Here is a 23,062-nt window from a genome sequence, read left to right as displayed (position 1 = left end):
TCCTCGGTTCACTAATCACGAACGTAAATGCTTTCTACGCCGCCTTCATCCTCATCGTCATCAAAATCATCTTCATCGTCTTCATCGTCTTCTAAGCCAGCTTCACGCTGAGCCTTACGCATAGCACGATAAGCTTCTTTTGCTGCGATAGTTTGTTCACGTGTCTCAGCCTCAAGCTGCTCACGGAATGCTTTCATTTCTGCTGCATACTCAGGATCTTCAACTTCACGCTCACGCTGTTGCTCGATCTGATCCATTAAGTAATAAACAACTTCTTTCGTCCCTTCTGACATCAAACCAGAAGTTTTAAATACAGGACCTTCCCATTGCAATTCATCAAGAATATGCTGACACCACTCTTCTCTTGATTCTTCAGGAAGTTGGTCAAGTTTGTTCAAGACAAGAACCACAGGGAGCTTTGCCAAAGTTGGCGAGAATTTCACTAACTCACCCAAAATTGCTTTGGCGTTATGCGCTGGATCTGAACCATCAATCGGTTGAACATCAACAATATGCAACAGGATACGAGTACGTGCCAAATGCTTAAGGAAACGAATCCCAAGACCCGCACCTTCTGCTGCACCTTCAATCAGACCTGGAATATCGGCCATGACGAATGAACGATGACGGTCTGCATCAACCACCCCAAGATTAGGAATCATTGTGGTAAATGGATAATCCGCAACTTTTGGTTTTGCCGCACTGACTGCACGAATAAACGTTGATTTACCAGCATTTGGCATACCCAACAAGCCAACATCTGCAAGTACTTTCAACTCTAAACGTACTTCGCGGTATTCACCTTTGATACCATGAGTGCATTTACGTGGAGAACGATTCGTTGAAGACTTAAAGTGCGTGTTACCTAAACCACCATCACCGCCATTGGCTACTTTGACACGTTGACCATCGGCAACTAAGTCACCAATAATATCACCAGACTCAATATCAACGATGGTTGTACCTACAGGTACTTTTAAAACAACATCTTCACCACCGCGACCTGAACAGTTTGCACCACGACCATTTTTACCACGTTCAGCGCGGAATCGACGCGTATAACGATAATCTACGAGTGTACCTGTGTCATCATCGGCTTGGATATAAACACTTCCACCACGTCCCCCGTCTCCACCATCTGGACCACCAAAAGGGACAAATTTTTCACGGCGAAAACTGGCTACGCCATTGCCACCGTCGCCAGCCTCTACGGTTATGACTGCTTCATCAACAAAGCGCATGTGCCAATCCTCTAAATTCTTAAAAGCGGACTATTTTGCCACATTTTAATAAATTTCTCGAATAGATTTACTCAGCTAAGCATGAATTTTATTAAGCAATCAATCAACTTCTTTAAAAAACTCAAATAAATCTGCTTTTTAATTATTTTTCACATAATTTCGGCTTTGTTGCACAAACCTATCTGTAACGTTTTTTTTCATCGATATAATTTTCAAATGAAGAAGCCTACACACAAAATCTACCGCACAACCAATTGGCCTGCGTCTAGTCATAGACTCTACAGGCATGAAGTTCTAGCTAAGGGCGAATAGAAACGCAAGAAACATGGACCTGAATATCGTCGCCAATGGCGTAAACTACATATGGGTATAGATGCTAAAACCCTACAAATACGGGCTATTCAGCTCACAACCAATAATGTCAGTGATTCACAGGTGCTTGGTGATTTACTTAAACAGATTCCACAAGATGAGCAGATTGACTCTGTTTATACCGATGCAGCTTATGACACCAAGCAATGCCGTCAGGCCATTGCAGATCGTCAAGCACATGCGGTGATTCCAACTAGAAAAAATGCGAAACCATGGAAAGATACAAAGAGTAGCTCGCTAGAGCGAAATGAATTACTTCGAACAATTAAACGTTTAGGCAGGACACTATGGAAAAAATGGTCAAACTATCATCGCCGAAGTTTGGTAGAAACCAAGATACACTGCATTAAATGATTAGGAGATAAACTCAGTGCAAGGCGTTTTGATAGCCAAGTCAATAAGATTCATGCATGTGTGGCAGTCCTCAACAGATTTACAGAATTAGGTCGACCACTTACCCAAGTTACGCATTAAATTTAGCTCAATTACGGGGCTTTGTATTTCAAATCTTTGTGCAACAAAGCCACGTTAAATCAAAAGTTTGAGGATTTGCTTGTACATGCATACTGATACTTGCAACTAAAATAGTAAATATATATTTTTTCATTATGAAGCACTTTTATTTATTAGAAGCATAATTAAACATACGGTCAGTTAAAATACAATATTTTAGATATACCTAAGTATAAAAAAAGGAGCTTTAAATCAGCTCCTTTTTTTATACTTTCACAAATTATGCATTTGTTTCAGCTGGAATTTTTGTATAGCTTACGCCACACATTTGTTCAGCGATACGCAATACTTGGCAGCTATAACCAACTTCGTTATCGTACCAAACATACGCTGTTAAACGTGTACCAGAAGTGATTGTTGCTTGTGCATCAAACACACCTGCAGTACGTGAACCAATAAAGTCACTTGATACAACTTCAGTCGAGTTTGTATAACCAATTTGACCTTGTAGGCTAGAATTAATCGAGATTTGACGAATGTATTCGTTCACTTCTTCACGATCAACTTCTTTCTCTAAGTTTAAGTTCAAGATTGCAAGTGAAACGTTTGGTGTAGGAACACGTACAGAGTTACCTGTTAACTTACCTTTAAGACCTGGTAATGCTTTCGCAACCGCTTTTGCAGCACCTGTTTCAGTAATCACCATGTTTAATGTCGCAGCACGACCACGACGGTCAGCCTTGTGGTAGTTATCAATTAAGTTTTGATCGTTTGTGAATGAGTGAACTGTTTCAACATGACCATTTAATACTTTGTATTTGTCATCTAAAACTTTTAATACAGGTGTAATTGCGTTCGTAGTACAGCTTGCAGCAGAGATGATTTTGTCTTCATCTAAAATATCTGTATTGTTTACGCCGTATACAACGTTCTTCATCTCACCTTTACTTGGTGCAGTCAAGACTACACGTGCAATACCTGCACATTTCAAGTGTTGGCTTAGACCTTCAGCATCACGCCATTTACCTGTATTGTCGATCAAAAGCGCATTTTCAATACCATAAGCGGTGTAATCCACTTCGCTTGGGCTTGAAGCATAGATCACTTTAATGAATTGACCGTTTGCAATGATTGCTTCGTTTTCTTCATCAACAGAAATTGTACCGTCAAAAGTACCGTGAATAGAGTCACGACGTAATAATGAAGCACGTTTCGCCAAGTCACCGTCAGATGATTTACGAACTACAATCGCTTTAAGGCTTAAACCACGACCTAAACCAGATTGGCTAATGATTAAGCGAGCCAAGATACGACCAATACGACCGAAACCGTAAAGAACGACATCTTTAGGTTGTTCAGATTTTGCTTTACCTTCAATCGAAGCAACGGCATTTGCAACAAATGCATCTACATCGCCACCTTGATTTTTATATTCAACAGCAAGTTTACCGATGTCTACTTCAGCAGAACCAATGTTTTCAATTTTCATTAACGCTTCCAAAATTGGGAAGGTATGAACAACTGAAAGTTCTACATCAAGCATACGTGTACGGCGATGTGATTTTAAAATTTGAATCACTGAACGGTTTATTAAAGAACGACCGTAAACAGAAACAACAATATTTTTCTCACGGTATAATTGACCAATCAAAGCAATCATGCGTTCCGCGATTTCTTCACGGTTTTTCCAACGACCTTGATGTTCTGCGTGTAGGGCAACAATAGTGTCTTTGCTCACAGTTACGTCCTCAAATTTAATATCTATACTGGGCGTGAATTTTTAAAACGCCATAATTGTAATGGAATTATCATCAAGATTGAATCAAAAGCTGTTAATTGAGTTAAGATTTTGTCCTAATTGACTATAAATTCATAAAATACCTATAATTATTTTTGTGATTTTAGGGAAACCCTTTTGCAATCATCTAAATACATGCTGTTTGTCTAACTTTAATAACAGTTTTACTGATAACTTAACGCTATCGTTGTTTGACTCAAACAGTATGCTAAAAATAAGCAAAAACGGAAGTGATACATGACAAATCATTTAACGAGAAAAATCGTATAAACTAGGGTCTGTTGAGAATTACCGAGAGTTAATTAAACTCGCGCACAATTGAATCATGGCTTCAAAACTCGTATCTGTTTTACAACTACGCATCGCTATACGTTTAAATTCTTTTAACTTACAGAAATAGTTTTCAATGAGATGACGCCATTTATACATAATCGTATCAAATGCTCTCATTACTTTTCGATTAGATTTAGGTGGGATCACCACTTTCACTTTACGTTCATTGAGTTCTTGGATGAGCCAATCTGCATCAAATGCTTTATCCGCTAGTAATGCTTGAAAATCAACATCTTCGATTAAAGGTTTGGTTTCTACTAAATCGTGATATTGACCAGGCATTAATCGAAACTTAATGAGGTTGCCTAGACTATCCACTAAGGCAAGAATTTTACAGGTCATTCCACCTCGAGATTTACCTATAGACTGTTTGAAAGTCCCCCTTTTGCACCTTGGCCATGTCGATGAACTTTAACAATCGTTCCATCAATCATGGCGTATTCCAAATCAACATCTTCATTTACAGATGCAAAAATAGCTTCAAATACACCAGCTTTCACCCAATCACGGTATCTTTTAAAGACGGTATTCCATTTACCAAAATGAGCAGGTAGATCACGCCATGGACTGCCTGTACGGGCAATCCATAGAACTGCTTCTAAAAATAATCGATTATCTTTTCCACTACGACCTCGATCGGTCACTTTACCTAGGCAAAAAGGTTCCATTTTTGCCCATTGGGCATCAGTAAGTATGTATCTATCCATAGTACTATTATAAATTAATCAGTTGCCTTTGTTAATTCTCAACAAGCCCTAATGTAAAAACATGAAATAAAAAGAATAAAGTATTTAAAATGATCTCTAATTATCTACAGCACATAAACAACTAAAATGAATTTTAAATTATGACTATTACTTATTGGCATTCCCCATGCTTGTGAAGTATCGATGGGTTTTATTGGAATGATCGGATTAGTTCTGAAAAATATCGTCTATTTCCCTATTTCTTGGCTTGGAGAACCATTTTTCAATTGTAATGGTGAAGTCGGTTGCCTAACTAAAGAATATGTTCGTATCTTAATTTTTCGACTCATAAACCTAAGCTATTATTTATATTTAAAATTAAAGCAAGAAAACCAGTTTAACTGGTTTATTCAGCGCCCAATCTCTTCATCATCGCCTAAACGTTGCGAATACTGTTTTAAATTCAATTCCAAATGCTGCTTGCGACGCCTTTGCTGATAAAGATGTAACGCCCCTTCAATTACCAATACCAATACGGCCAACCAAATAGGAATATAGGTCAACCATTCACCTTGACCAATTTTTTCACCAAGCACCAACGATGCCAATGCCAATAAAACAGGTTCTAAATAGCCCAGTAAACCAAAAATAATCAGCGGCAAATAGCGACTTGCTAAAATATAACTTCCTAGGCCAATCGCACTCAACAAACCCAAACCTAGAACCACAACTCCCAAACTAGGATGCTCTAAAAACTTTAAATATGGAGTTTCACCTGTCTGAGTAAAGAAAATCGCAATTGGCAGGATCAAGAATAAATCCCACCAAAAACCACCTAAGTGATCAGTTTGAATTTTTTTTCGAAGAATGAAATACGCTGCATAGCCTAAAGCAACAAAAGCAGTTTCCCAAGCTATTGTACCTAAGCGCCAAATCTCATGCCCAACACCAAATACTGCCAGAAATACTGCGAGATACTGTAACTTAGACAATTTCTCGCCATATAAAAAGCTTCCAGCAAGCACAAGAACCAAAGGCAACAGGAAATACCCCAAAGAAACTTGTAACCCACGACCATGCATAGGTCCCCATAAAAACAACCATAATTGTGCTGAGGTCAGTACGGAAGTGATCATTAGAAACACTAATAAACTAGGCTTTGCTATAATTCGATTAAATATGGTTTTGATATGCGTCAAGTCACCACTAAACCACATAAATAAAGTCAAAAATGGAATTGTGGCAATAATTCGCCACCCAAAAGTTTGTTCACTATCTAATGCACCCAGTAATTGAGTGTAAAAATACAGAATCCCAAAGGTGACAGAAGCCAAAACTGAATAAGCGATGCCTTTTAACATTTTGACCTCAGAAGCATTTGGGACGTATCTTAAAAACGTGAATTATCCACTATATAAAAATAAAAAAACCATGCAAGCATGGTTTTAACTAAGTATAACCCATTTAACGATGTTCAGGGTAAATCACATCACGGATATCATAGCCTAATGATTTGGCATAATTTAGATATTCATGAATAATTTCTTTTTTCGGCTGAGGTGTACGTGACAACACCCATAGATATTTACGGCGTGGTTCACCCACAAGCACGGTTTGATAATCTTCATCAAGCTTTAAAACCCAGTAATCTCCGCGTGCAACAGGAATCCAACGCACACCTTCTGGTAAAAAACTCACTCTTAATTTGGTGTTAAAAGGCGCATTCGCAACAAACGCCTCACCTAAACTGCGTTGTAAAGCACCCTCACTATCATAACATTTGTTATCAACAACAATATTGCCATTTTCGTTTAACGTATAAGTTGCTGTCACGTTATAAGCGCATTTACGTTCAAAGAACATTGGCTTACGAGCAACCTCATACCAAACACCTAAATATTTATCCAGTTCTACTTTATCAACTGTAGGTAAAGACTTTGATTGTGCATAAGCAATCGTTCCTACAGCCAGTCCAGTTAAGACCACTCCACCAATTGCAATTTTTGTTAAACGCCAACTTGCTTTAGGGAAATTCTTAATCAGCGGCATGGGAAATCCTCAAAACAGAAATTTGTTATCAATAGTCATATATTTAGCTTTTCAACATAGCCTATTTAATAAACAAAAACTGTTGCGATATGTATCATTTTTGAGGACTTTCACCTGAGGTTATGATTGCAACATATATGCTTTAAGGCGAACAATTTCATCTCGTAATCTTGCTGCTTGTTCAAATTGCAACTCTTTAGAGGCTTTTAACATCTCTTTTTCAAGTTTGGTAATATGCTTCGCAAATAACTTTGGATCAGATAAAAGATGTTGTTCATCTGCACTCATTGCCTGTGCTTGTTCAAGCACCTTGTCATCAATTTGATCGTCCGTTAATACTTCACCTGAATCAATCTCTTTAATCACTTGGCGAACTGCGCTACGTGGCGTAATACCATGAAGCTGATTAAATTCGATCTGCTTATTACGGCGACGATCTGTTTCATCCATCGCTTTACGCATCGAGTCAGTAATACGATCTGCATATAAAATCGCTTTACCTTTCACATTACGTGCTGCACGACCAATGGTCTGGATCAAGGATCGTTCTGAACGCAGGAAACCTTCCTTATCGGCATCCAGAATTGCCACCAGAGAAACTTCGGGCATATCCAGACCTTCCCGCAGTAGGTTAATCCCAACCAGAACATCATGTACACCTGTACGTAGTTCGTGAATAATTTTGACGCGCTCAACCGTATCGATATCCGAGTGCAGATACGCGACTTTAACGCCATATTCTTTCAGGTATGAGGTTAAATCTTCCGCCATACGCTTGGTTAAGGTGGTCACAAGGACACGTTCATTTAATTGTTTACGAATATTGATTTCAGAAAGTACATCATCGACTTGAGTTAATACTGGACGTACTTCAATTTCAGGATCAATCAAGCCTGTTGGACGAACGACCTGCTCAACAATTTGCTCTGACTTTTCTAATTCGTAATGTGCAGGCGTTGCACTCACAAAAACCGTGGTCGGAACAATTCGCTCCCACTCTTCAAATTTCATTGGACGGTTATCCAAAGCACTGGGTAAGCGGAAACCATAATTCACCAAGTTTTCTTTACGTGAACGGTCACCTTTATACATCGCACCAATTTGAGGAACTGTCACATGCGATTCATCAATAATCAGCAAGGCATCTTCAGGGATATAATCAAATAAAGTCGGCGGCGCTTCGCCTGCTGTGCGGCCTGAAAGATGGCGAGAGTAGTTTTCAATCCCATTGGTATAACCCAACTGCTGCATCATCTCTAAATCATAGCGAGTACGCTGTTCGATACGTTGCGCTTCCAGTAATTTGTCATGATCCTTGAAAAATTTAAGCTGATCCTTCAATTCATCTTTAATGGTATCAATCGCACGAGTTAAATAATCTTTTGGAGTAACATAATGACTTTTCGGATAAATCGTCACTCGTGGCACTTTACGCACCAATTTTCCTGTCAATGGGTCAAACCAGCGAATCGAATCAACCTCATCATCAAATAACTCCACTCGAATCGCATCTTTATCCGACTCGGCAGGGAAAATATCAATGATTTCGCCACGAATACGATAAGTACCACGCAAGAACTCCAATTCATTACGGGTATATTGCATTTCCACCAAACGGCGAATGATCTCATCACGACTAACGCGATCGCCTTGCACAATATGCAACAGCATTTGCATATAGGCATTCGGATCACCTAAACCATAAATCGCAGAAACTGAAGCGACAATAATCGCATCACGACGCTCTAATAAAGCACGCGTTGCAGAAAGACGCATTTGGTCAATGTGGTCGTTGATTGCTGAGTCTTTTTCGATAAAGGTATCGGATGATGGCACATAGGCTTCTGGTTGATAGTAATCGTAATAACTGACGAAATACTCAACCGCATTATTCGGGAAAAAAGCTTTGAACTCACCATAAAGCTGTGCAGCAAGCGTTTTGTTGTGCGCCATGACAATCGTTGGACGCTGTGTTTGTGCAATCACATTCGCCATCGTATAGGTTTTACCAGAACCCGTCACCCCAAGTAGTAACTGATTACGAAGACCATGCTCAATGCCATTAACTAACTTTTCAATCGCTTGTGGTTGATCCCCCGCAGGTTGATAATTGGTGACTAACTCAAAAGGTTGGTTTTCGCTCACAAGAATACCCTTTTCAATCGATGCCTTATTGATGGAGGTAATTGACTCAATTTACAATCACTTTTATGTATTTCACTATAAAATATTATGCCAATCGTAAATGCATACAAATTATTTACCAATGAATAAAAAAATATGAGTAAGCTAGAGTTTTTACTCAATTATTTTGATATTTTCGATTAAGTGTGTTGAATTCATATATAAAAGCACATTAATCTACACCTTTCAAAAATATCAAGAATTTAGAAAAATTGCTGTGAATTCACTCAATGTGCAATATTTTATATTAATTGTCCCCAGTTGCCTGTTTTTTATTGGTTTGGCATTTACTTGCTGCCGTCTTTTTTTTAAGGCTGATATTTTTCTATTATGGATTGGATTGGCATATACCATTCCCTCTATTGCATTGTTTGCTCAATGTTTAATGTCAAATCCTCAACTTACCTTAGCTGCACCATTTACATCTGTTTTATATTTATTAGGCAGTTGGATTGGCGCCTATGCAATTAGTTTAAAACTAAACAGCACTTTTCAGCATAGAATTGCTTTTTTAATTTTTTTGTCTGCCCTGCTCGCACTGACCTATTATTCCTATATAGCACCACAAATATGGCTGCGCCTAGTGATTCTCAATATTGCTTTAGGAAGTATTGGCGTATTGGTTTTACCTGATTTATTCCGTCAACTCTCTAACAGCCGCTCTTTCGATCGTTGGGTGTTCATTTTCTATTTGATTAACGTTCTCTACTCATTTGTTAGAGCCACAATAAATTTCTTTTTTTTAGATAATATTGATCACAATCACATTGCATTAACCTCCTCTAATTGGTGGTTATTAGGGATGTCTATCAATATTATTTTAAATATCCTATTTGCCATTGTATTAAGTGGCTGTGCAATTAAAGATGTCGTTTATCACCTCAATAACGATCGCTTACATGATCCTTTGACCCATCTGCTCAATCGTCGTGGTTTTTTTGAAAAAACTGCATCCTTGTCATTTACCTCACAATCATACTTTCTCGTGAGTCTAGATCTGGATCATTTTAAAAGCATTAATGATACTTGGGGACATTATATTGGCGACCAGATTTTATATGGTGTTAGCCAAATGATGCTGAAAGATAAACAAGCCGAAGATCTTATTGCTCGTTTTGGTGGTGAAGAGTTTATTTGTTTATTCATCGCAGAGGACGCTGCTGCCGCCCTGATGCGAATCGAACATTATAAGACATTGCTAGAACAGACAACTTTTACGAATTATCAAATTAAAATGACAGCAAGTTATGGTCTAACCCATATTCATAATGTGCATGATATTGAATACGCATTACAACGTGCAGATGATTTACTCTATCAAGCAAAAACCAATGGTCGAAATCAGATCTCTTTTGATTTAATGCTCTAATTTACAAACTCATAGCTAAAACTTGTTTCAATGCTCTCTATCCTTTTAAGTTACATCTGCAATAAAATCGCTTGCACCATCAAGAAGAATAACAGCAGCATCAAGAAATAACGATAAGAAAAAATCTAAAGCACTATTGACCCCTTATTCAATCGGCTGCAACATGAGATCAATATACATTTGAATGATAAAAAATATGTCTTATCAATATCACGATGAAACTATTGTCACTGAACTTCCTGAAGATACAGTATTTGTTTTTGGTAGTAATCTAGCTGGAATACATGATAGTGGCGCCGCACGTGTCGCGGCACAACATTTCGCAGCAGTTAACGGTGTCGGACGAGGTTGGGCTGGGCAAAGTTTTGCTATTCCAACATTAAATGAACATATCCAACAAATGCCACTTTCTCAAATTGAGCACTATGTCGATGATTTTAAAGTTTATGCTAAAAATCATCCTAAAGTGAAATATTTTTTAACGGCACTCGGTTGTGGCATTGCGGGTTATAAAGTCTCTGAGATTGCACCTTTATTCAAAGGAATTCATTCGAATGTGATTTTTCCAGAATCCTTTCGACCTTACATCGAGGACGATGCTGTTTCGCAATTTCCAGATCTGACTGCCCAAATGGTTCATAGTTTCATTTGCGATGATGTCATTTTTTATTTTAATCATGGATATGAATCTTTTGAAGAAGCTTTAGAACAAACAAAACTAAGCCCTTCAGAAAAAGCCATCGCGTTAATTGTACTTAATGAAGAACTTTATCCGCGTGATCGTTATGGAAGAGGCCGTGAACATGAAATTAACGATATATTGGCCAAATTGAATGGCAAAATATTTCATTTTCATGATAATTCTGAAGGTCCAATGATCTTTGTTAGTGCAATTATTGCATTAATGGAGCTCTATGATTTCGATGAGCAAGACTTTATTGCTTTATGGCAGGGCAAAAGCATTATTAAGCATCCTGTTCATCGCACCTTAAAAAAACATTAACTCACTCGATGATGAATCAGGTTTTATCCTTCAAGCATAAAACTTGATTCTTCCCATAATTACAATTTGGTTACAACATCCAAAATCCACAAAAAATAAATTATAAGACAATGATATTTAATAAAAAACAAATAAAAAATCATCATAAAATTCGCAAACACTAAAATCCATACAAGTGTATAAAATTAAAGCAATCTCAATGACTTACATAAAATAAAAATAATGGCATGTTTTTTGCTTTTTATCTATTGATGTTTATTACTGACGGGGAATTACATGAGAAAAGTATTTTTTAATAAGGCATTCATCATATCTTATATGGCGAGCCTTCTTTTATTCGTCACTGGCTGCCAGCCATCCCCTGATAGTAACGCAGCTGAATCAACCACAGAAAAAACGGCGCTAAAAATTGGTTTTGTTAAACTAACAGATATGGCACCTTTAGCCGTTGCTGTTGAGAAAGGTTTTTTTAAAGACGAAGGGCTATCAGTCCAACTCGAAGTACAACCCAACTGGAAGCTGTTATATACACGTGTACAAAAAGGTGAATTAGACGGTGCGCAAATGCTTGCCGCAATGCCACTTGCGTCCATGACGGAAAAACCAAGTGGTACAGAAATTATCACGCCATTTACCATGTCTTACAATGGTGCAGGGATCACCGTTTCAAATGCGATATGGTCGGAAATGAAAAATAACATTCCACTAGAAGACGGTAAACCGCAGCATCCGATTAGTGCATCAGCGCTTAAACCGATTGTGGATCAATACAAACAAAAGCATAAGCCTTTTAATTTAGGCATAACTTTTCCAACAGGCACACATAATTATATGTTGCGCTATTGGTTAGCTGCTGGTGGTATCAACCCAGGTATGTATGATCCAAATAAAAATGATTTGAGTGGCAATATCGGTGCCGACGTAACCCTTTCCGTTGTACCACCACCAGAAATGATGGCAAAAATGGTAACAGGAACAACCTTAGGATACTCAGTCGGTGAACCTTGGAATCAAAAAGCAGTGAAAAAAGGCTTTGGTGTTCCCGTCATTACATCTGATGTGTTATGGGACAATGGTGCTGATAAAGTATTTGGAGTTACCACATCGTTTGCAGAACAAAATCCAAATACCACAGTAAAAGTTGTAAAAGCACTGATTCGTGCATCAAACTGGTTAGATGAAAATGATTATGCACATCGTAAAGAAGCAGCTAAACTCATCGCTCAAACAAATTATATTGGTGTCGATGAAGATATTATTACCAATAGCTTGACGGGTGTTTTTGAATATGAAAAAGGTGATATTCGCCCGTTAAAATCATTTAATACTTTCTTTACAGGACAATATGGTATTCCTTACTATTCAGATGCAATCTGGTGGTTAACTCAAATGCGTCGCTGGGGACAAATTGCGGAGACTAAACCGAATAATTGGTACCTTGAAACCGCTCAAAAAGCCTATCGCCCAGACATCTACACAAAGGCTGTAAATAGTTTAATCGCTGAAGGCAAAATGAAAAAAGAACAATTTCCAAACCTTGCAACAGCAACATTCATAAAACCACCACAAACCAGTCGTTTAGATGGAGTTGTGTTTGATGCCAATAAACCAACCGCATTTTTAGCAGCGTTTAAGATTGGTAATAAATAAAAATTCTTTGTACACGACAAAAAAAGATAACTCATTGAAATAATGGCATAATACTTGTTTTCTGACGACGAATATGATGACACATTTCAATGAGTTATATCTCATCTTAAACAAATATCTAAAGTGGAACAAGTCACATGTAAAATGTTTTACACTGATTATGCTGGCATTAATTATAAAACAGACATGTAATCTTTCTTCTGCATCTAAAGCCTTACCCATCAAGTGCTTACCACAATCATTTTATCGACGTATACAACGCTTCTTTGCAGATCAGTACTTCGATTATCGTCAAATTTCTCAGTTAATTTTCAATATATTTTCATTCGATAAAGTCCAATTAACTTTGGATAGAACTAACTGGAAATGGGGAAAACGAGATATCAATATCTTGATGTTAGCCATCGTCTATCGTGGAATAGCGATACCTATTGTTTGGACATTGCTCAATAAACGTGGAAATTCAGATACAAAAGAGCGTATTGCTTTGATTCAACGCTTTATCTCCATTTTTGGTAAAGATCGTATTGTGAATGTGTTCGCAGACAGAGAATTTATCGGTGAGAAATGGTTTACATGGTGAATTGAAAATGACATTAACTTCTGTATACGTGTTAAAAAAACTTTATTGTGACCAATCACTTAGCCAAGAATCATAAAATTAGTGATTTATTTCGTCATCTTCAAGTTGGTCAAACTGAATGTCGTAAACGACGTATTTGGGTTGGTCGAGTGAAACTGTATATTAGTGCGCTACGATTAGAAGATGGAGAACTTTTACTTGTTGTTTCTCGTATGTTTAATGCTTCTGCTATTCGTGATTATGCATTACGCTGGGAAATCGAAACCTTATTTAGTTGTCTCAAAGGACGTGGATTCAATCTTGAAAATACTCGTTTAACAGACCCTAGACGAGTCAAGAAATTGATAGCAGTGCTAGCGATCGGTTTCTGTTGGTGCTATTTAACAGGTGAATGGCAACATGATCGAAAAAAAACGATAAAAATAAAGAAGCATGGACGACTTTCAGTAAGTTTATTTCGATACGGTTTGGACTATGTTCAAATGGCTATTCTACGTTTGATTGGTTTTGGAAAAAAAGAAGAATTTAAGAAAGTGCTCGCAATTTTAAGAAAGAAAAAGCCTGATAGGACAAGGGCCCTATGAAATTTGTCGTGTACAGAGATAAAAATTAATCAAATAAAAAAAGCCAATGATACGTTTATATAAACATGTCATTGGCTTTTTTATCGACTCATCTTTTAGGAAGCTACTGGGAAAGTATCCTCCATCAAAAACTATCGTTTCCCCATCGAACGACGTGTACCACGCGGTGGCATCCAAGTACGATCTGCATATTGCTCAGGTTTTGGTCGCACCTGATTATGCGTAGCATCCTCAGAGTTATCCTGAGTAGATGGCATAGGGAAAGGTAATTTGACTAAAGCTTTCTTGGCTTTAGGTTGTTGCGCAGTCATTGAAATTCTCTCGAAATTTAAATTTCTAGCGCCCATTGTAATAGATTTTTATTATTTTGCTAAAAATAAAATATGTAAAAAGTACTGCACGATCTAAACCTATAATTTAGTAACTTTTTATTCAATAAAGGTAAGTTTCAGCCACAAATAAACCGATTTAAGCTAAAATGAGCTGCTTTTTTATTTTCTAATCCCATAAGAAGGAATAATGCCGTGGACGTACGTCTCTCTGATCGTGTCAATGCCATCAAACCGTCCCCTACACTTGCAGTAACCAATAAAGCTGCTGAGCTTAAAGCTGCGGGTAAAAACGTGATTGGTTTAGGTGCAGGCGAACCAGACTTTGATACCCCTCAACATATCAAAGATGCTGCAATTGAAGCGATTAATAAAGGCTTTACAAAATATACAGCTGTAGACGGCACTCCAAGCTTGAAAAAAGCAATTATTGCAAAATTAAAGCGCGATAATAATTTAGATTATCAAGCAAACCAAATCTTGGTTTCTTGCGGTGGTAAACAAAGTTTCTTTAACTTGGCACTTGCCTTACTAAACAAAGGTGATGAAGTAATCATTCCTGCGCCATTCTGGGTAAGCTACCCAGATATGGTAATTATTGCTGAAGGTACGCCTGTTATTGTGAAATGTGGTGAAGAACAACGCTTCAAAATCACACCAGAACAATTGGAAGCTGCTATTACACCAAACACACGTTTACTTGTATTAAACAGCCCGTCTAATCCAACAGGTATGATTTATACCAAAGCTGAATTAGAAGCTTTGGCTGAGGTACTTCGTCGTCATCCACAAGTATTAATTGCTTCTGATGACATGTACGAACCAATTCGTTGGGAAGATGAGTTCTATAACATCGCAACAATTGCACCTGACTTATATGATCGTACAATTGTCCTTAACGGCGTATCAAAAGCGTATGCAATGACAGGTTGGCGTATTGGTTATGCTGCTGGTCCAGCAAAACTCATTGGTGCGATGAAAAATATTCAATCTCAATCGACATCTAACCCAACTTCAATTTCTCAAGTTGCGGCAGAAGCGGCATTGAACGGTCCGCAAGATGTATTAAAACCAATGATTGAAGCGTTTAAACGCCGTCATGACCTTGTGGTAAATGGCTTAAATGAAATCAACGGTATTTCTTGTTTGCCTGCTGATGGCGCATTCTATGCTTATGCCAATATCCGTCCATTAATTCGTGCCAAAGGTTTAAAATCTTGCACAGAATTCTCTGAATGGTTGCTTGAAGAAACTGGTGTAGCTGTTGTACCTGGTGATGCTTTTGGTTTAGGTGGTTTTATGCGTATTTCTTATGCAACTGCTGATGATGTATTAGTTGATGCTTTAGCGCGTATTAAAAAAGCAGCAGACTCAATTGATGGTGTTGATGCCGCAATTGCTTCGATTGCAGCAGAAAAAGCCGCTCAATAATCTGAGTTGCGATAAAAAGAAGCTTCTTAATGAAGCTTCTTTTTTTGTCTTTATGAATCAGCTAAAAATTTATTCTTTTGCTTCTGCATTAAATAAAGCAACTACATCAGCTTCAGTCATCTTTTTCGTTGCATTTTGAAATGCGTAAAACTTAGGCTTACTATCAATATAGATTTCCAAATCAAAATCCAAATCTTGAGGTGACTCATTCAATGCAAAAGCATTAATATTGCAATAATTCTGATCTTTAGTGCGCCAAAATAAATTTGTGCCACAAGCATTACAGAACCCACGCTCGCCCCAAGCCGATGAATTATAGATAGAGAGATGGTCTGGTTTTAAAAAAATTTAAGCTGCCCTGTTTCACATCAATCGCCATAATCACACCACTGGTCTGTCGACGACAAATTGAGCAATGACAAGCATGTACGTCATGATTGCTTAATTCAACTTCAAATGTGGTTTCACCACAAACACATTGCCCTTTCATTATAAATTTACCTTTTATTCAAAATTGTTAACAATTAATTTTAGAAGAAAATAAAAAAAATATTGAATTTAATAATTTCTGCAACATAATTTTATATTCATAAGATACTTCAAAAAATAATCTACATCTTTTACTTCATACACATCAGCTTGATTTAGATTGATACGAAAATAAGGGCGATAATATTAAAAAATTATACAGTGACATACATATACGCCCTTTAATTTTATGCTGTAGATTTATGCTTACTATGACTTCATGCAATCGCTTTATTTTCATGATAGTTTTTTGGTCGTGAGCATAAGTGACTGAAAACAGCATATTGCCAAATACTCTTCACTTGTACAGCTACAATTTTATTTTCTGCAACTGACCAAGCTAATGCAGTATTTGCACCCAAAATAAGCTCACCACCGAGCTGAAACAAGTACAAAGGAAAATGCTCATTCACCGTTAATACATTTTTCTGCGTCAATAAATTTTTAGCGTTTTGAATTTTCCATTTATCACCAAACCAAAGTTGCAATAAATCGCCTAGAAATAAAGCTTGTTGCTTAAATGGAAATGTATTCAAAAAGCAGTTTTCAACTGATGTGTAATACTGCTGAGGATCTTCAATGATTTCAAGATAATGATCTTGATAAAAAGATAAATTTGAAAAAATAGATTGAATACTAAGAATAGTCATTTTGACCTCCGATTTAGCCATTTTAGTGCTGGCAAGTTGGGTTAAATCCACACTGTCTAGATAAAAATCTAAACACTTTACTGTTTCGAATCTAACAATAGCCTGATCAAAGTTCAAGTTATTTTTCCGATTTCGCCCTAATTGTGCAAATAAAAAGCATACAGTGAAAAAATGAAAGAAACATGACACTTTTAGCTTGACCGATTTTAAAAGCTGCCTATAATGGCATTCAGATTCTCCCATAGCTCAGTCGGTAGAGCGACGGACTGTTAATCCGCAGGTCCCTGGTTCGAGCCCAGGTGGGAGAGCCAAATTCAAAGAAGCCTATATCCAATATGATATGGGCTTTTTTATTGATCGAAACTCACCCTAGCTTCTAATAAAAACAAAGTATCCTATCCATTAAATTTATAAAAATGCTGATAAAAAGTACAATCAAATCAATATTTAATTTTTTTATTATTCAGCTCTTGACCACATCCCTATTCATGCATAGAATGCCTATCCAGATTCTCCCATAGCTCAGTCGGTAGAGCGACGGACTGTTAATCCGCAGGTCCCTGGTTCGAGCCCAGGTGGGAGAGCCAAGATTCTAAAAACCCACTCTTATTGAGTGGGTTTTTTATTCATGTATTGATAATAAATATGTTTGTATCTAATCAGATTATCTTCTTGCTTATTGGCTTGATTAGCACAGTATTACTTTTAATTAGTTGCCTACGTTCTTTTCTACCCCAGCAGAAGTTTTTTGCTCGACCTGTTATTACCACATTTGAATCAAAGATGTTCACGAAGCTACAACAGGCATTCCCTAACAATCACATCCTGACACAAGTCGCTTTCAGTGCTTTAATTACCAGCGATCATTATAAAATTCGTAATCAATTCAATCGCAAAGTGACCGATTTCGTGATTTTAGACCAAGAAATGAATGTATTGGCAATCATCGAACTTGATGATCCAAGTCATATTGGAAAAGAATTAGAAGACAAAAAACGCGATCAAATGCTTTTAGAAGCAGGGTACAAAGTGTATCGCTACACGCAAATTCCATCTGTAAAACAATTACAGATGGACATTCGATAAATCAAATTTTCTAATTAAGGATTATTCAGACTGAATTGCTGATTCAGCATTTTTCTGTTTTTCAAATTTCTTTGCAATTTCTGCATGTTGTTGATCGTATTTTTTCTTGGTTTCCGCATCACTTTTTGCAGCTAGGAAAGCCATTCCCACAATAAAGATCGGGATGAGCAAGCCTAAACCCATTAATAACCAAGGTACTGACTTCTTTTCAGTAGATTGTTGACTCATAAATGATCCAGATTCCAATAACACAACTCATTTTAATGTAACAATATAACAAAAAAGAGCCTCTATGAAGAGACTCTTTTTTGAAAGTTATGATCTAAATAAAAGCTTAAAACTTACCTGCACACTGAGCGTTTTGACTCGCATCTTTTTGAGCATCAGTCAGCACAATACTCGTACCTGCTAACATATATTTTTGAATAAACTCCACTTGCTTTTGCATTTCTACAAATGATCGCCTGCGTATGCGTTGCATTTGGTACGATATCTAATAAATAATTTTCATCATAAGCTGCTTATGGAAAGAATTTTAAAGCATTCTCTTTCATATTCTTAACTAACAGTTGCGTAACTGCTGGCAATAGTGCTTGATCTTTTTTTCCCTGAATAAGTAAGACAGATGTCTTAATGACTTTTTCTTTAGTCACATTGGTTGCAGGCTGAGTCGCCGCTAAGAAATTTTGCACCACAACATCTTCTTTAAATTTAGTTAGATCAATACCAAACTGTATGATTTGATGTGTAGGGTATGCTATGAAAGCTAAAATTCCCGCTTTAAATTTCCCCTGTAAGCCATTAGCGCTCTCTGGAGCTGGATAACTCAAGCAGGTACCAACATCGCAGTACGACCATATGCTAAATCTGCGATATCAGCCGCACCAGACGTAAAGATTTGTTTACAATCATAGTTTGGCTGCTATACCTTAATTCCTGCACTAGCCAAAGCTGCATACGCTAATAATTCAGCGTAACCATCTGCAATTTGATCGATTGTTGGTACCGGAAGTGCCATTCGGTCATTTGGGGACATTTGACTAGTAACCATCTCCCCAACAGTTCCATATTCCCATACGACTACATGACAACCATCTGTAGGTTTAATAACTTTAGGGAACAATACCATCGCTGTTGCAGTTGCTGTTCGACCTTGAATATTTGCAATTTTACAGGTCATTACTTTAATCGAAGCAGCAGTATTAACCGCATCAATCGCATAATTGCTTTCATACAAAGGGGTTTTACTCGAATCTACTCCAGTGTAATCATCATTATTATCATTACATGCAGTTAAAAATAATGCTGAAATAGAGAGTGTTATTGCTAAAGCAACTTTTGACCGTTTTATAAAATATCCTTTTGTCTTTGTTTCTTGCGCACGAAACTACATGCTGCTTTATTAATGCACAAAAAATACCCTACATAGGACGCTTTTCAACCAATGAGTCATTTTAAGACATTAATTCCAAAAAGATTCCCAGAAAAATTATCATGCCAACCCAGCGATTGTGACGGAATGCCCAAAAACAGATTTGAGGGTTTCGATCTTTAGTTTTATATGCCTGATAAACAAAATCCCCTGCAACAACAAGTAATGCAACCATTCCAAATGGTATAAAAATATGTTGCAGATACAAAGCCGAGCCAATTAATAACAAGCTAATAAACTGTAATAAACCAATTATCTGTATATCGTAATTACCAAATAAAATTGCGGTAGATTTCACACCAATTTTCAAATCATATTCACGATCAGTAATTGCATATTGTGTATCATAAGCGACTGTCCAAGCCAAATTACCGAAATATAAAAGCCAACAGGTTAAATCTGGCGTTTGCCCCACCGCAGTGTATGCCATCGGGATTGACCATGAAAAAGCAGCACCTAAAAACACTTGTGGCAAATTGGTAAAGCGTTTCATAAAAGGATAAATAAACGCTAAAAATAATGCACCAAATGACCAATAAAAGGTTTCGATCGGCAAGAAAAATAGCAACATAGCACTTGCAGTAACTAAAGCTAAAAATACAAAAACAGCCTCGCGAGCACGAATTATACCTGTAGCTAAAGGGCGTGTTTTTGTACGTTCAACATGCGCATCAACTTTACGGTCAGCAAAATCATTGATTGCACAGCCTGCTGCACGCATAAAAATAACACCCAAAATCATAAGCAATAATATCTTAAGATCTGGTGTTCCTTTTGCAGCAATCCACAAAGCCCACATCGTCGGCCAAAAAACCAATTCTGTACCGATTGGCTTATCAAAGCGGCATAAATAATAATAGGCTTCTAAACGTTGTCGCCAAGTCGTATGTTGCACTGTTTCCATGATGAATCCTTAGAGTCAATGCTGTTGAATAAGCTGCTCAAATGCCGGTAGAAAAGTCTCTTGCACGATAAATTTACAACCATGCCAAGTATAACAACTTTGTCTAGTCCAACCTTCTTCTAGATAAATAACCCTTCTTTCACAAACTGGATTAGTTCGTTGAAATAAAAACCAACCGATTGGCTTATTACGGATATGCCGAAATAATCGAGCTTTCTTGTGTAGGCTTAAAATTGGAAAAATACTTTTTGCTTTAACCCAAGCCTGCGCCTGATTACCATATAGATTCGTTTCACGTACCCATGCAATATGGTGTGCTGGCATTTGCATCCATTGGCTATCGTTAAAAGTGAGTCGTTGAAACTGTTCGTTAAGACGCTCGACATGAAATGCCCCCTCACCCAAATCAGTCAATTGCTGAGTGAGGGAACCAGATGCATACAACCATTTTTTTAATTCAGCTGGGATCTCTCGCCCCTTAATTCTGTTTGGTCGTAAATTTCGCATGCTTGGCTCACTAAAAACATCGCAACTAGTTTACATGAATTTCTTTGGAAAAAGCGTATGACTTTCAATTGAATCAAAAACATAAAAAAAGCTCGCTGAAGCGAGCTTTTTTAAACTAGATGTATTACAGGCTGTAGTACATATCAAATTCAACTGGGTGAGTAGTCGTATTAAGACGACGTACATCTTCAGTTTTAAGTTCGATATATGCATCAAGCATTTCTTTAGTGAATACACCGCCTTTTAATAAGAACTCGTGATCCGCTTCAAGTGCAGCAATTGCCATTTCTAAGTTATGAGCAACTGTTGGGATTTTTGCTTCTTCTTCAGGAGGAAGGTCATATAAGTTCTTGTCAGCAGCTTCACCTGGATGGATCTTGTTTTGGATACCATCAAGACCAGCCATTAACAATGCAGCAAAACCTAAGTATGGGTTCATTAATGGATCTGGGAAACGTGCTTCGATACGCTTGCCTTTAGGGCTAGAAACGTAAGGAATACGGATAGAAGCAGAACGGTTACGTGCTGAGTAAGCAAGCATAATCGGAGCTTCGTAGTGTGGAACTAAACGCTTATAAGAGTTTGTACCTGGGTTCGTGATTGCATTCAATGCACGAGCGTGCTTGATGATACCACCAATGAAGAACAATGCCATTTCAGATAAACCAGCATATTCATCACCAGCAAACAAGTTCTTGCCATCTTTAGAGATAGACATATGAACGTGCATACCAGAACCGTTATCACCTACCATTGGCTTAGGCATGAATGTCGCTGTTTTGCCATATTGATGAGCAACGTTCCAAACTGCATATTTGAACTGCTGAACTTCGTCCGCTTTACGAACCATAGTGTTGAAGCTCACACCAATTTCTAATTGGCAAGAAGCAACTTCGTGGTGATGTACTTCTACACGACCAGGGCCCATGATGTCTTCGATACGTGCACACATTTCAGCACGCATGTCTTGATGAGAGTCAACTGGAGGAACTGGGAAGTAACCACCTTTAACGCGTGGACGATGACCTGAGTTACCAGCTTCGTAATCTTTACCAGTAGACCATGCAGCTTCTTCAGCGATCAATGTGTGGCGTGCGCCAGACATATCGATGTCCCATTTAACTTCGTCAAAAACGAAGAATTCTGGTTCTGGACCAAAGAATGCAGTATCACCGATACCAGTAGATTTTAAATATTCTTCAGCACGACGAGCAATCGAACGTGGGTCACGCTCGTAACCTTGACCAGTTGAAGGCTCGATTACGTCACAAGTTACAACAACTGTTGGTTCAGCAAAGAACGGGTCAAGAAAACCTGTTTCAGCATCTGGACGTAAGATCATGTCAGAAGCTTCAATGCCTTTCCAACCAGCGATTGAAGAACCATCAAACATTTTACCGTCTTCAAATGTATCTTCATCAATTGTGTCAGCTGGGTAAGTTACGTGTTGCTCTTTACCCTTAGTATCAGTAAAGCGAAAATCGACCCATTTTGCGCCACTTTCTTTGATGAGTTGAAGGACCTTGTTCGCCATGCTCATTTGCTCCAATGAAATTTTTATGCACTTGTTAAGTGCGTGTTAGTTGTTGATATATAATTAGCAATTATCATACCAACAATTTTAAAGCATACCTAAAACATTGAAATTCTTTGCAGAAAAAATGCTTTAAGCTCCATGTCCTATGTCCACTATAATGTTTGCTTTCACAAATGCACCATATTTAAACATTCCGATCTCAGCTCGTCCCCAAAATAGACATAACGAACCAAAGTGGTGCAAAACATATAACAGAGAACTAATGTAGTGCAATTTACACTATCATGAGTTAGCATAAATTCGCTTTTTATATCATTCTTTTGAACTTCATTCCAATCAATTCATTTAGACTT

General features: G+C 37.6%; 17 protein-coding genes, 2 tRNA genes and 4 pseudogenes. 9 read left to right on the top strand and 14 right to left on the bottom strand.

Annotation, left to right across the window (positions count from 1 at the left end):
- Positions 1-11: 11 nt before the first annotated feature.
- On the bottom strand, positions 12-1,241 hold the full coding sequence (cgtA, locus tag ABLB98_RS04720) for an Obg family GTPase CgtA (RefSeq protein WP_348883534.1): 1,230 nt from the start codon (positions 1,239-1,241) through the stop codon (positions 12-14).
- A gap of 256 nt (positions 1,242-1,497) precedes the next feature.
- Here cgtA and ABLB98_RS04715 point away from each other — a divergent pair.
- Positions 1,498-2,087: pseudogene (locus ABLB98_RS04715) on the top strand (IS5 family transposase); the annotation flags it as partial.
- Between the two features lie 259 nt (positions 2,088-2,346).
- Here ABLB98_RS04715 and ABLB98_RS04710 read toward each other — a convergent pair.
- The 5 genes from ABLB98_RS04710 to uvrB all read right to left on the bottom strand — a co-directional run bounded on the left by ABLB98_RS04710 (position 2,347) and on the right by uvrB (position 9,077).
- Positions 2,347-3,804, bottom strand: a complete 1,458-nt coding sequence (locus ABLB98_RS04710; protein WP_256414565.1) for a glyceraldehyde-3-phosphate dehydrogenase — start codon at positions 3,802-3,804, stop codon at positions 2,347-2,349.
- Positions 3,805-4,152: 348 nt separating this feature from the next.
- Positions 4,153-4,904 (bottom strand): IS5 family transposase gene (locus ABLB98_RS04705; protein ID WP_099714932.1). Its coding sequence is split into 2 segments (ribosomal slippage): positions 4,153-4,568 and positions 4,568-4,904, totalling 753 coding nucleotides; the frame shifts between segments, so codons are not numbered across the junction.
- A gap of 389 nt (positions 4,905-5,293) precedes the next feature.
- A complete protein-coding gene (rarD, locus tag ABLB98_RS04700; RefSeq protein ID WP_348883702.1) occupies positions 5,294-6,244 on the bottom strand; it encodes an EamA family transporter RarD in 951 nt (316 codons plus the stop codon).
- Between the two features lie 103 nt (positions 6,245-6,347).
- Positions 6,348-6,932, bottom strand: a complete 585-nt coding sequence (locus ABLB98_RS04695; RefSeq protein ID WP_256414567.1) for a lipocalin family protein — start codon at positions 6,930-6,932, stop codon at positions 6,348-6,350.
- A gap of 120 nt (positions 6,933-7,052) precedes the next feature.
- Positions 7,053-9,077: an excinuclease ABC subunit UvrB gene (uvrB, locus tag ABLB98_RS04690; RefSeq protein WP_348883703.1), complete on the bottom strand. Its 2,025-nt coding sequence runs from the start codon at positions 9,075-9,077 to the stop codon at positions 7,053-7,055.
- Positions 9,078-9,333: 256 nt separating this feature from the next.
- Here uvrB and ABLB98_RS04685 point away from each other — a divergent pair, with 256 nt between their 5' ends.
- The 4 genes and pseudogenes from ABLB98_RS04685 (at position 9,334) to ABLB98_RS04670 (ending at position 14,305) form a co-directional block, all read left to right on the top strand.
- Positions 9,334-10,485, top strand: a complete 1,152-nt coding sequence (locus ABLB98_RS04685; protein WP_348883704.1) for a GGDEF domain-containing protein — start codon at positions 9,334-9,336, stop codon at positions 10,483-10,485.
- A gap of 196 nt (positions 10,486-10,681) precedes the next feature.
- On the top strand, positions 10,682-11,488 hold the full coding sequence (locus ABLB98_RS04680) for a hypothetical protein (RefSeq protein WP_348883705.1): 807 nt from the start codon (positions 10,682-10,684) through the stop codon (positions 11,486-11,488).
- Positions 11,489-11,764: 276 nt separating this feature from the next.
- Positions 11,765-13,138, top strand: coding sequence for a CmpA/NrtA family ABC transporter substrate-binding protein (locus ABLB98_RS04675; RefSeq protein WP_369028926.1), 1,374 nt, complete (start codon positions 11,765-11,767; stop codon positions 13,136-13,138).
- Positions 13,139-13,214: 76 nt separating this feature from the next.
- Positions 13,215-14,305, top strand: a pseudogene (locus ABLB98_RS04670) (IS4-like element ISAba33 family transposase).
- 131 nt (positions 14,306-14,436) lie between these two features.
- Here ABLB98_RS04670 and ABLB98_RS04665 read toward each other — a convergent pair.
- Positions 14,437-14,616: a hypothetical protein gene (locus ABLB98_RS04665; RefSeq protein ID WP_005157661.1), complete on the bottom strand. Its 180-nt coding sequence runs from the start codon at positions 14,614-14,616 to the stop codon at positions 14,437-14,439.
- A 213-nt stretch (positions 14,617-14,829) separates the two neighbouring features.
- Between ABLB98_RS04665 and ABLB98_RS04660 the strand changes: the two genes are divergently transcribed.
- Positions 14,830-16,065: a pyridoxal phosphate-dependent aminotransferase gene (locus ABLB98_RS04660; RefSeq protein ID WP_348882855.1), complete on the top strand. Its 1,236-nt coding sequence runs from the start codon at positions 14,830-14,832 to the stop codon at positions 16,063-16,065.
- 69 nt (positions 16,066-16,134) lie between these two features.
- Here ABLB98_RS04660 and ABLB98_RS04655 read toward each other — a convergent pair.
- Together ABLB98_RS04655 and ABLB98_RS04650 are read right to left on the bottom strand one after the other, a co-directional pair.
- Positions 16,135-16,555: pseudogene (locus ABLB98_RS04655) on the bottom strand (GFA family protein).
- Between the two features lie 256 nt (positions 16,556-16,811).
- Positions 16,812-17,243, bottom strand: coding sequence for a hypothetical protein (locus ABLB98_RS04650; RefSeq protein ID WP_087536283.1), 432 nt, complete (start codon positions 17,241-17,243; stop codon positions 16,812-16,814).
- Positions 17,244-17,478: 235 nt separating this feature from the next.
- Between ABLB98_RS04650 and ABLB98_RS04645 the strand changes: the two genes are divergently transcribed.
- The 3 genes from ABLB98_RS04645 (at position 17,479) to ABLB98_RS04635 (ending at position 18,329) form a co-directional block, all read left to right on the top strand.
- Positions 17,479-17,554 (top strand) — tRNA-Asn (locus ABLB98_RS04645).
- Positions 17,555-17,754: 200 nt separating this feature from the next.
- Positions 17,755-17,830 (top strand) — tRNA-Asn (locus tag ABLB98_RS04640).
- A gap of 58 nt (positions 17,831-17,888) precedes the next feature.
- Positions 17,889-18,329 (top strand): DUF2726 domain-containing protein, encoded by a 441-nt coding sequence (locus tag ABLB98_RS04635; protein ID WP_087543868.1) that lies wholly within the window; start codon positions 17,889-17,891, stop codon positions 18,327-18,329.
- Between the two features lie 21 nt (positions 18,330-18,350).
- Here the strand turns inward: ABLB98_RS04635 and ABLB98_RS04630 are convergent, their stop codons facing one another.
- The 5 genes and pseudogenes from ABLB98_RS04630 to glnA all read right to left on the bottom strand — a co-directional run bounded on the left by ABLB98_RS04630 (position 18,351) and on the right by glnA (position 22,712).
- On the bottom strand, positions 18,351-18,557 hold the full coding sequence (locus ABLB98_RS04630) for a hypothetical protein (protein ID WP_087543867.1): 207 nt from the start codon (positions 18,555-18,557) through the stop codon (positions 18,351-18,353).
- A gap of 106 nt (positions 18,558-18,663) precedes the next feature.
- Positions 18,664-19,680, bottom strand: a pseudogene (locus ABLB98_RS04625) (hypothetical protein).
- A gap of 103 nt (positions 19,681-19,783) precedes the next feature.
- Positions 19,784-20,665 (bottom strand): 4-hydroxybenzoate octaprenyltransferase, encoded by an 882-nt coding sequence (gene ubiA, locus ABLB98_RS04620; RefSeq protein WP_348882857.1) that lies wholly within the window; start codon positions 20,663-20,665, stop codon positions 19,784-19,786.
- 15 nt (positions 20,666-20,680) lie between these two features.
- A complete protein-coding gene (locus ABLB98_RS04615; RefSeq protein WP_348882858.1) occupies positions 20,681-21,172 on the bottom strand; it encodes a chorismate lyase in 492 nt (163 codons plus the stop codon).
- Positions 21,173-21,296: 124 nt separating this feature from the next.
- Positions 21,297-22,712, bottom strand: coding sequence for a type I glutamate--ammonia ligase (glnA, locus tag ABLB98_RS04610; protein WP_171062418.1), 1,416 nt, complete (start codon positions 22,710-22,712; stop codon positions 21,297-21,299).
- Positions 22,713-23,062 lie beyond the last annotated feature (350 nt).

This window comes from Acinetobacter yuyunsongii, from assembly GCF_041021915.1.
Taxonomy (GTDB): Bacteria; Pseudomonadota; Gammaproteobacteria; order Pseudomonadales; family Moraxellaceae; genus Acinetobacter.
Note: the sequence above shows the minus strand (reverse complement) of the source record. Positions and strands in the feature narration are given on the sequence as shown.

Bases quoted from the DNA above. Each gene is read 5' to 3' on its own strand.
- cgtA (WP_348883534.1), bottom strand. From the start codon at position 1,241: ATGCGCTTTGTTGATGAAGCAGTCATAACCGTAGAGGCTGGCGACGGT.
- rarD (WP_348883702.1), bottom strand. From the start codon at position 6,244: ATGTTAAAAGGCATCGCTTATTCAGTTTTGGCTTCTGTCACCTTTGGG.
- ABLB98_RS04650 (WP_087536283.1), bottom strand. From the start codon at position 17,243: ATGACTATTCTTAGTATTCAATCTATTTTTTCAAATTTATCTTTTTAT.
- ABLB98_RS04615 (WP_348882858.1), bottom strand. From the start codon at position 21,172: ATGCGAAATTTACGACCAAACAGAATTAAGGGGCGAGAGATCCCAGCT.
- ABLB98_RS04695 (WP_256414567.1), bottom strand. From the start codon at position 6,932: ATGCCGCTGATTAAGAATTTCCCTAAAGCAAGTTGGCGTTTAACAAAA.
- ABLB98_RS04680 (WP_348883705.1), top strand. From the start codon at position 10,682: ATGTCTTATCAATATCACGATGAAACTATTGTCACTGAACTTCCTGAA.
- ABLB98_RS04665 (WP_005157661.1), bottom strand. From the start codon at position 14,616: ATGACTGCGCAACAACCTAAAGCCAAGAAAGCTTTAGTCAAATTACCT.
- ABLB98_RS04635 (WP_087543868.1), top strand. From the start codon at position 17,889: ATGTTTGTATCTAATCAGATTATCTTCTTGCTTATTGGCTTGATTAGC.
- ubiA (WP_348882857.1), bottom strand. From the start codon at position 20,665: ATGGAAACAGTGCAACATACGACTTGGCGACAACGTTTAGAAGCCTAT.
- ABLB98_RS04630 (WP_087543867.1), bottom strand. From the start codon at position 18,557: ATGAGTCAACAATCTACTGAAAAGAAGTCAGTACCTTGGTTATTAATG.
- glnA (WP_171062418.1), bottom strand. From the start codon at position 22,712: ATGAGCATGGCGAACAAGGTCCTTCAACTCATCAAAGAAAGTGGCGCA.
- ABLB98_RS04675 (WP_369028926.1), top strand. From the start codon at position 11,765: ATGAGAAAAGTATTTTTTAATAAGGCATTCATCATATCTTATATGGCG.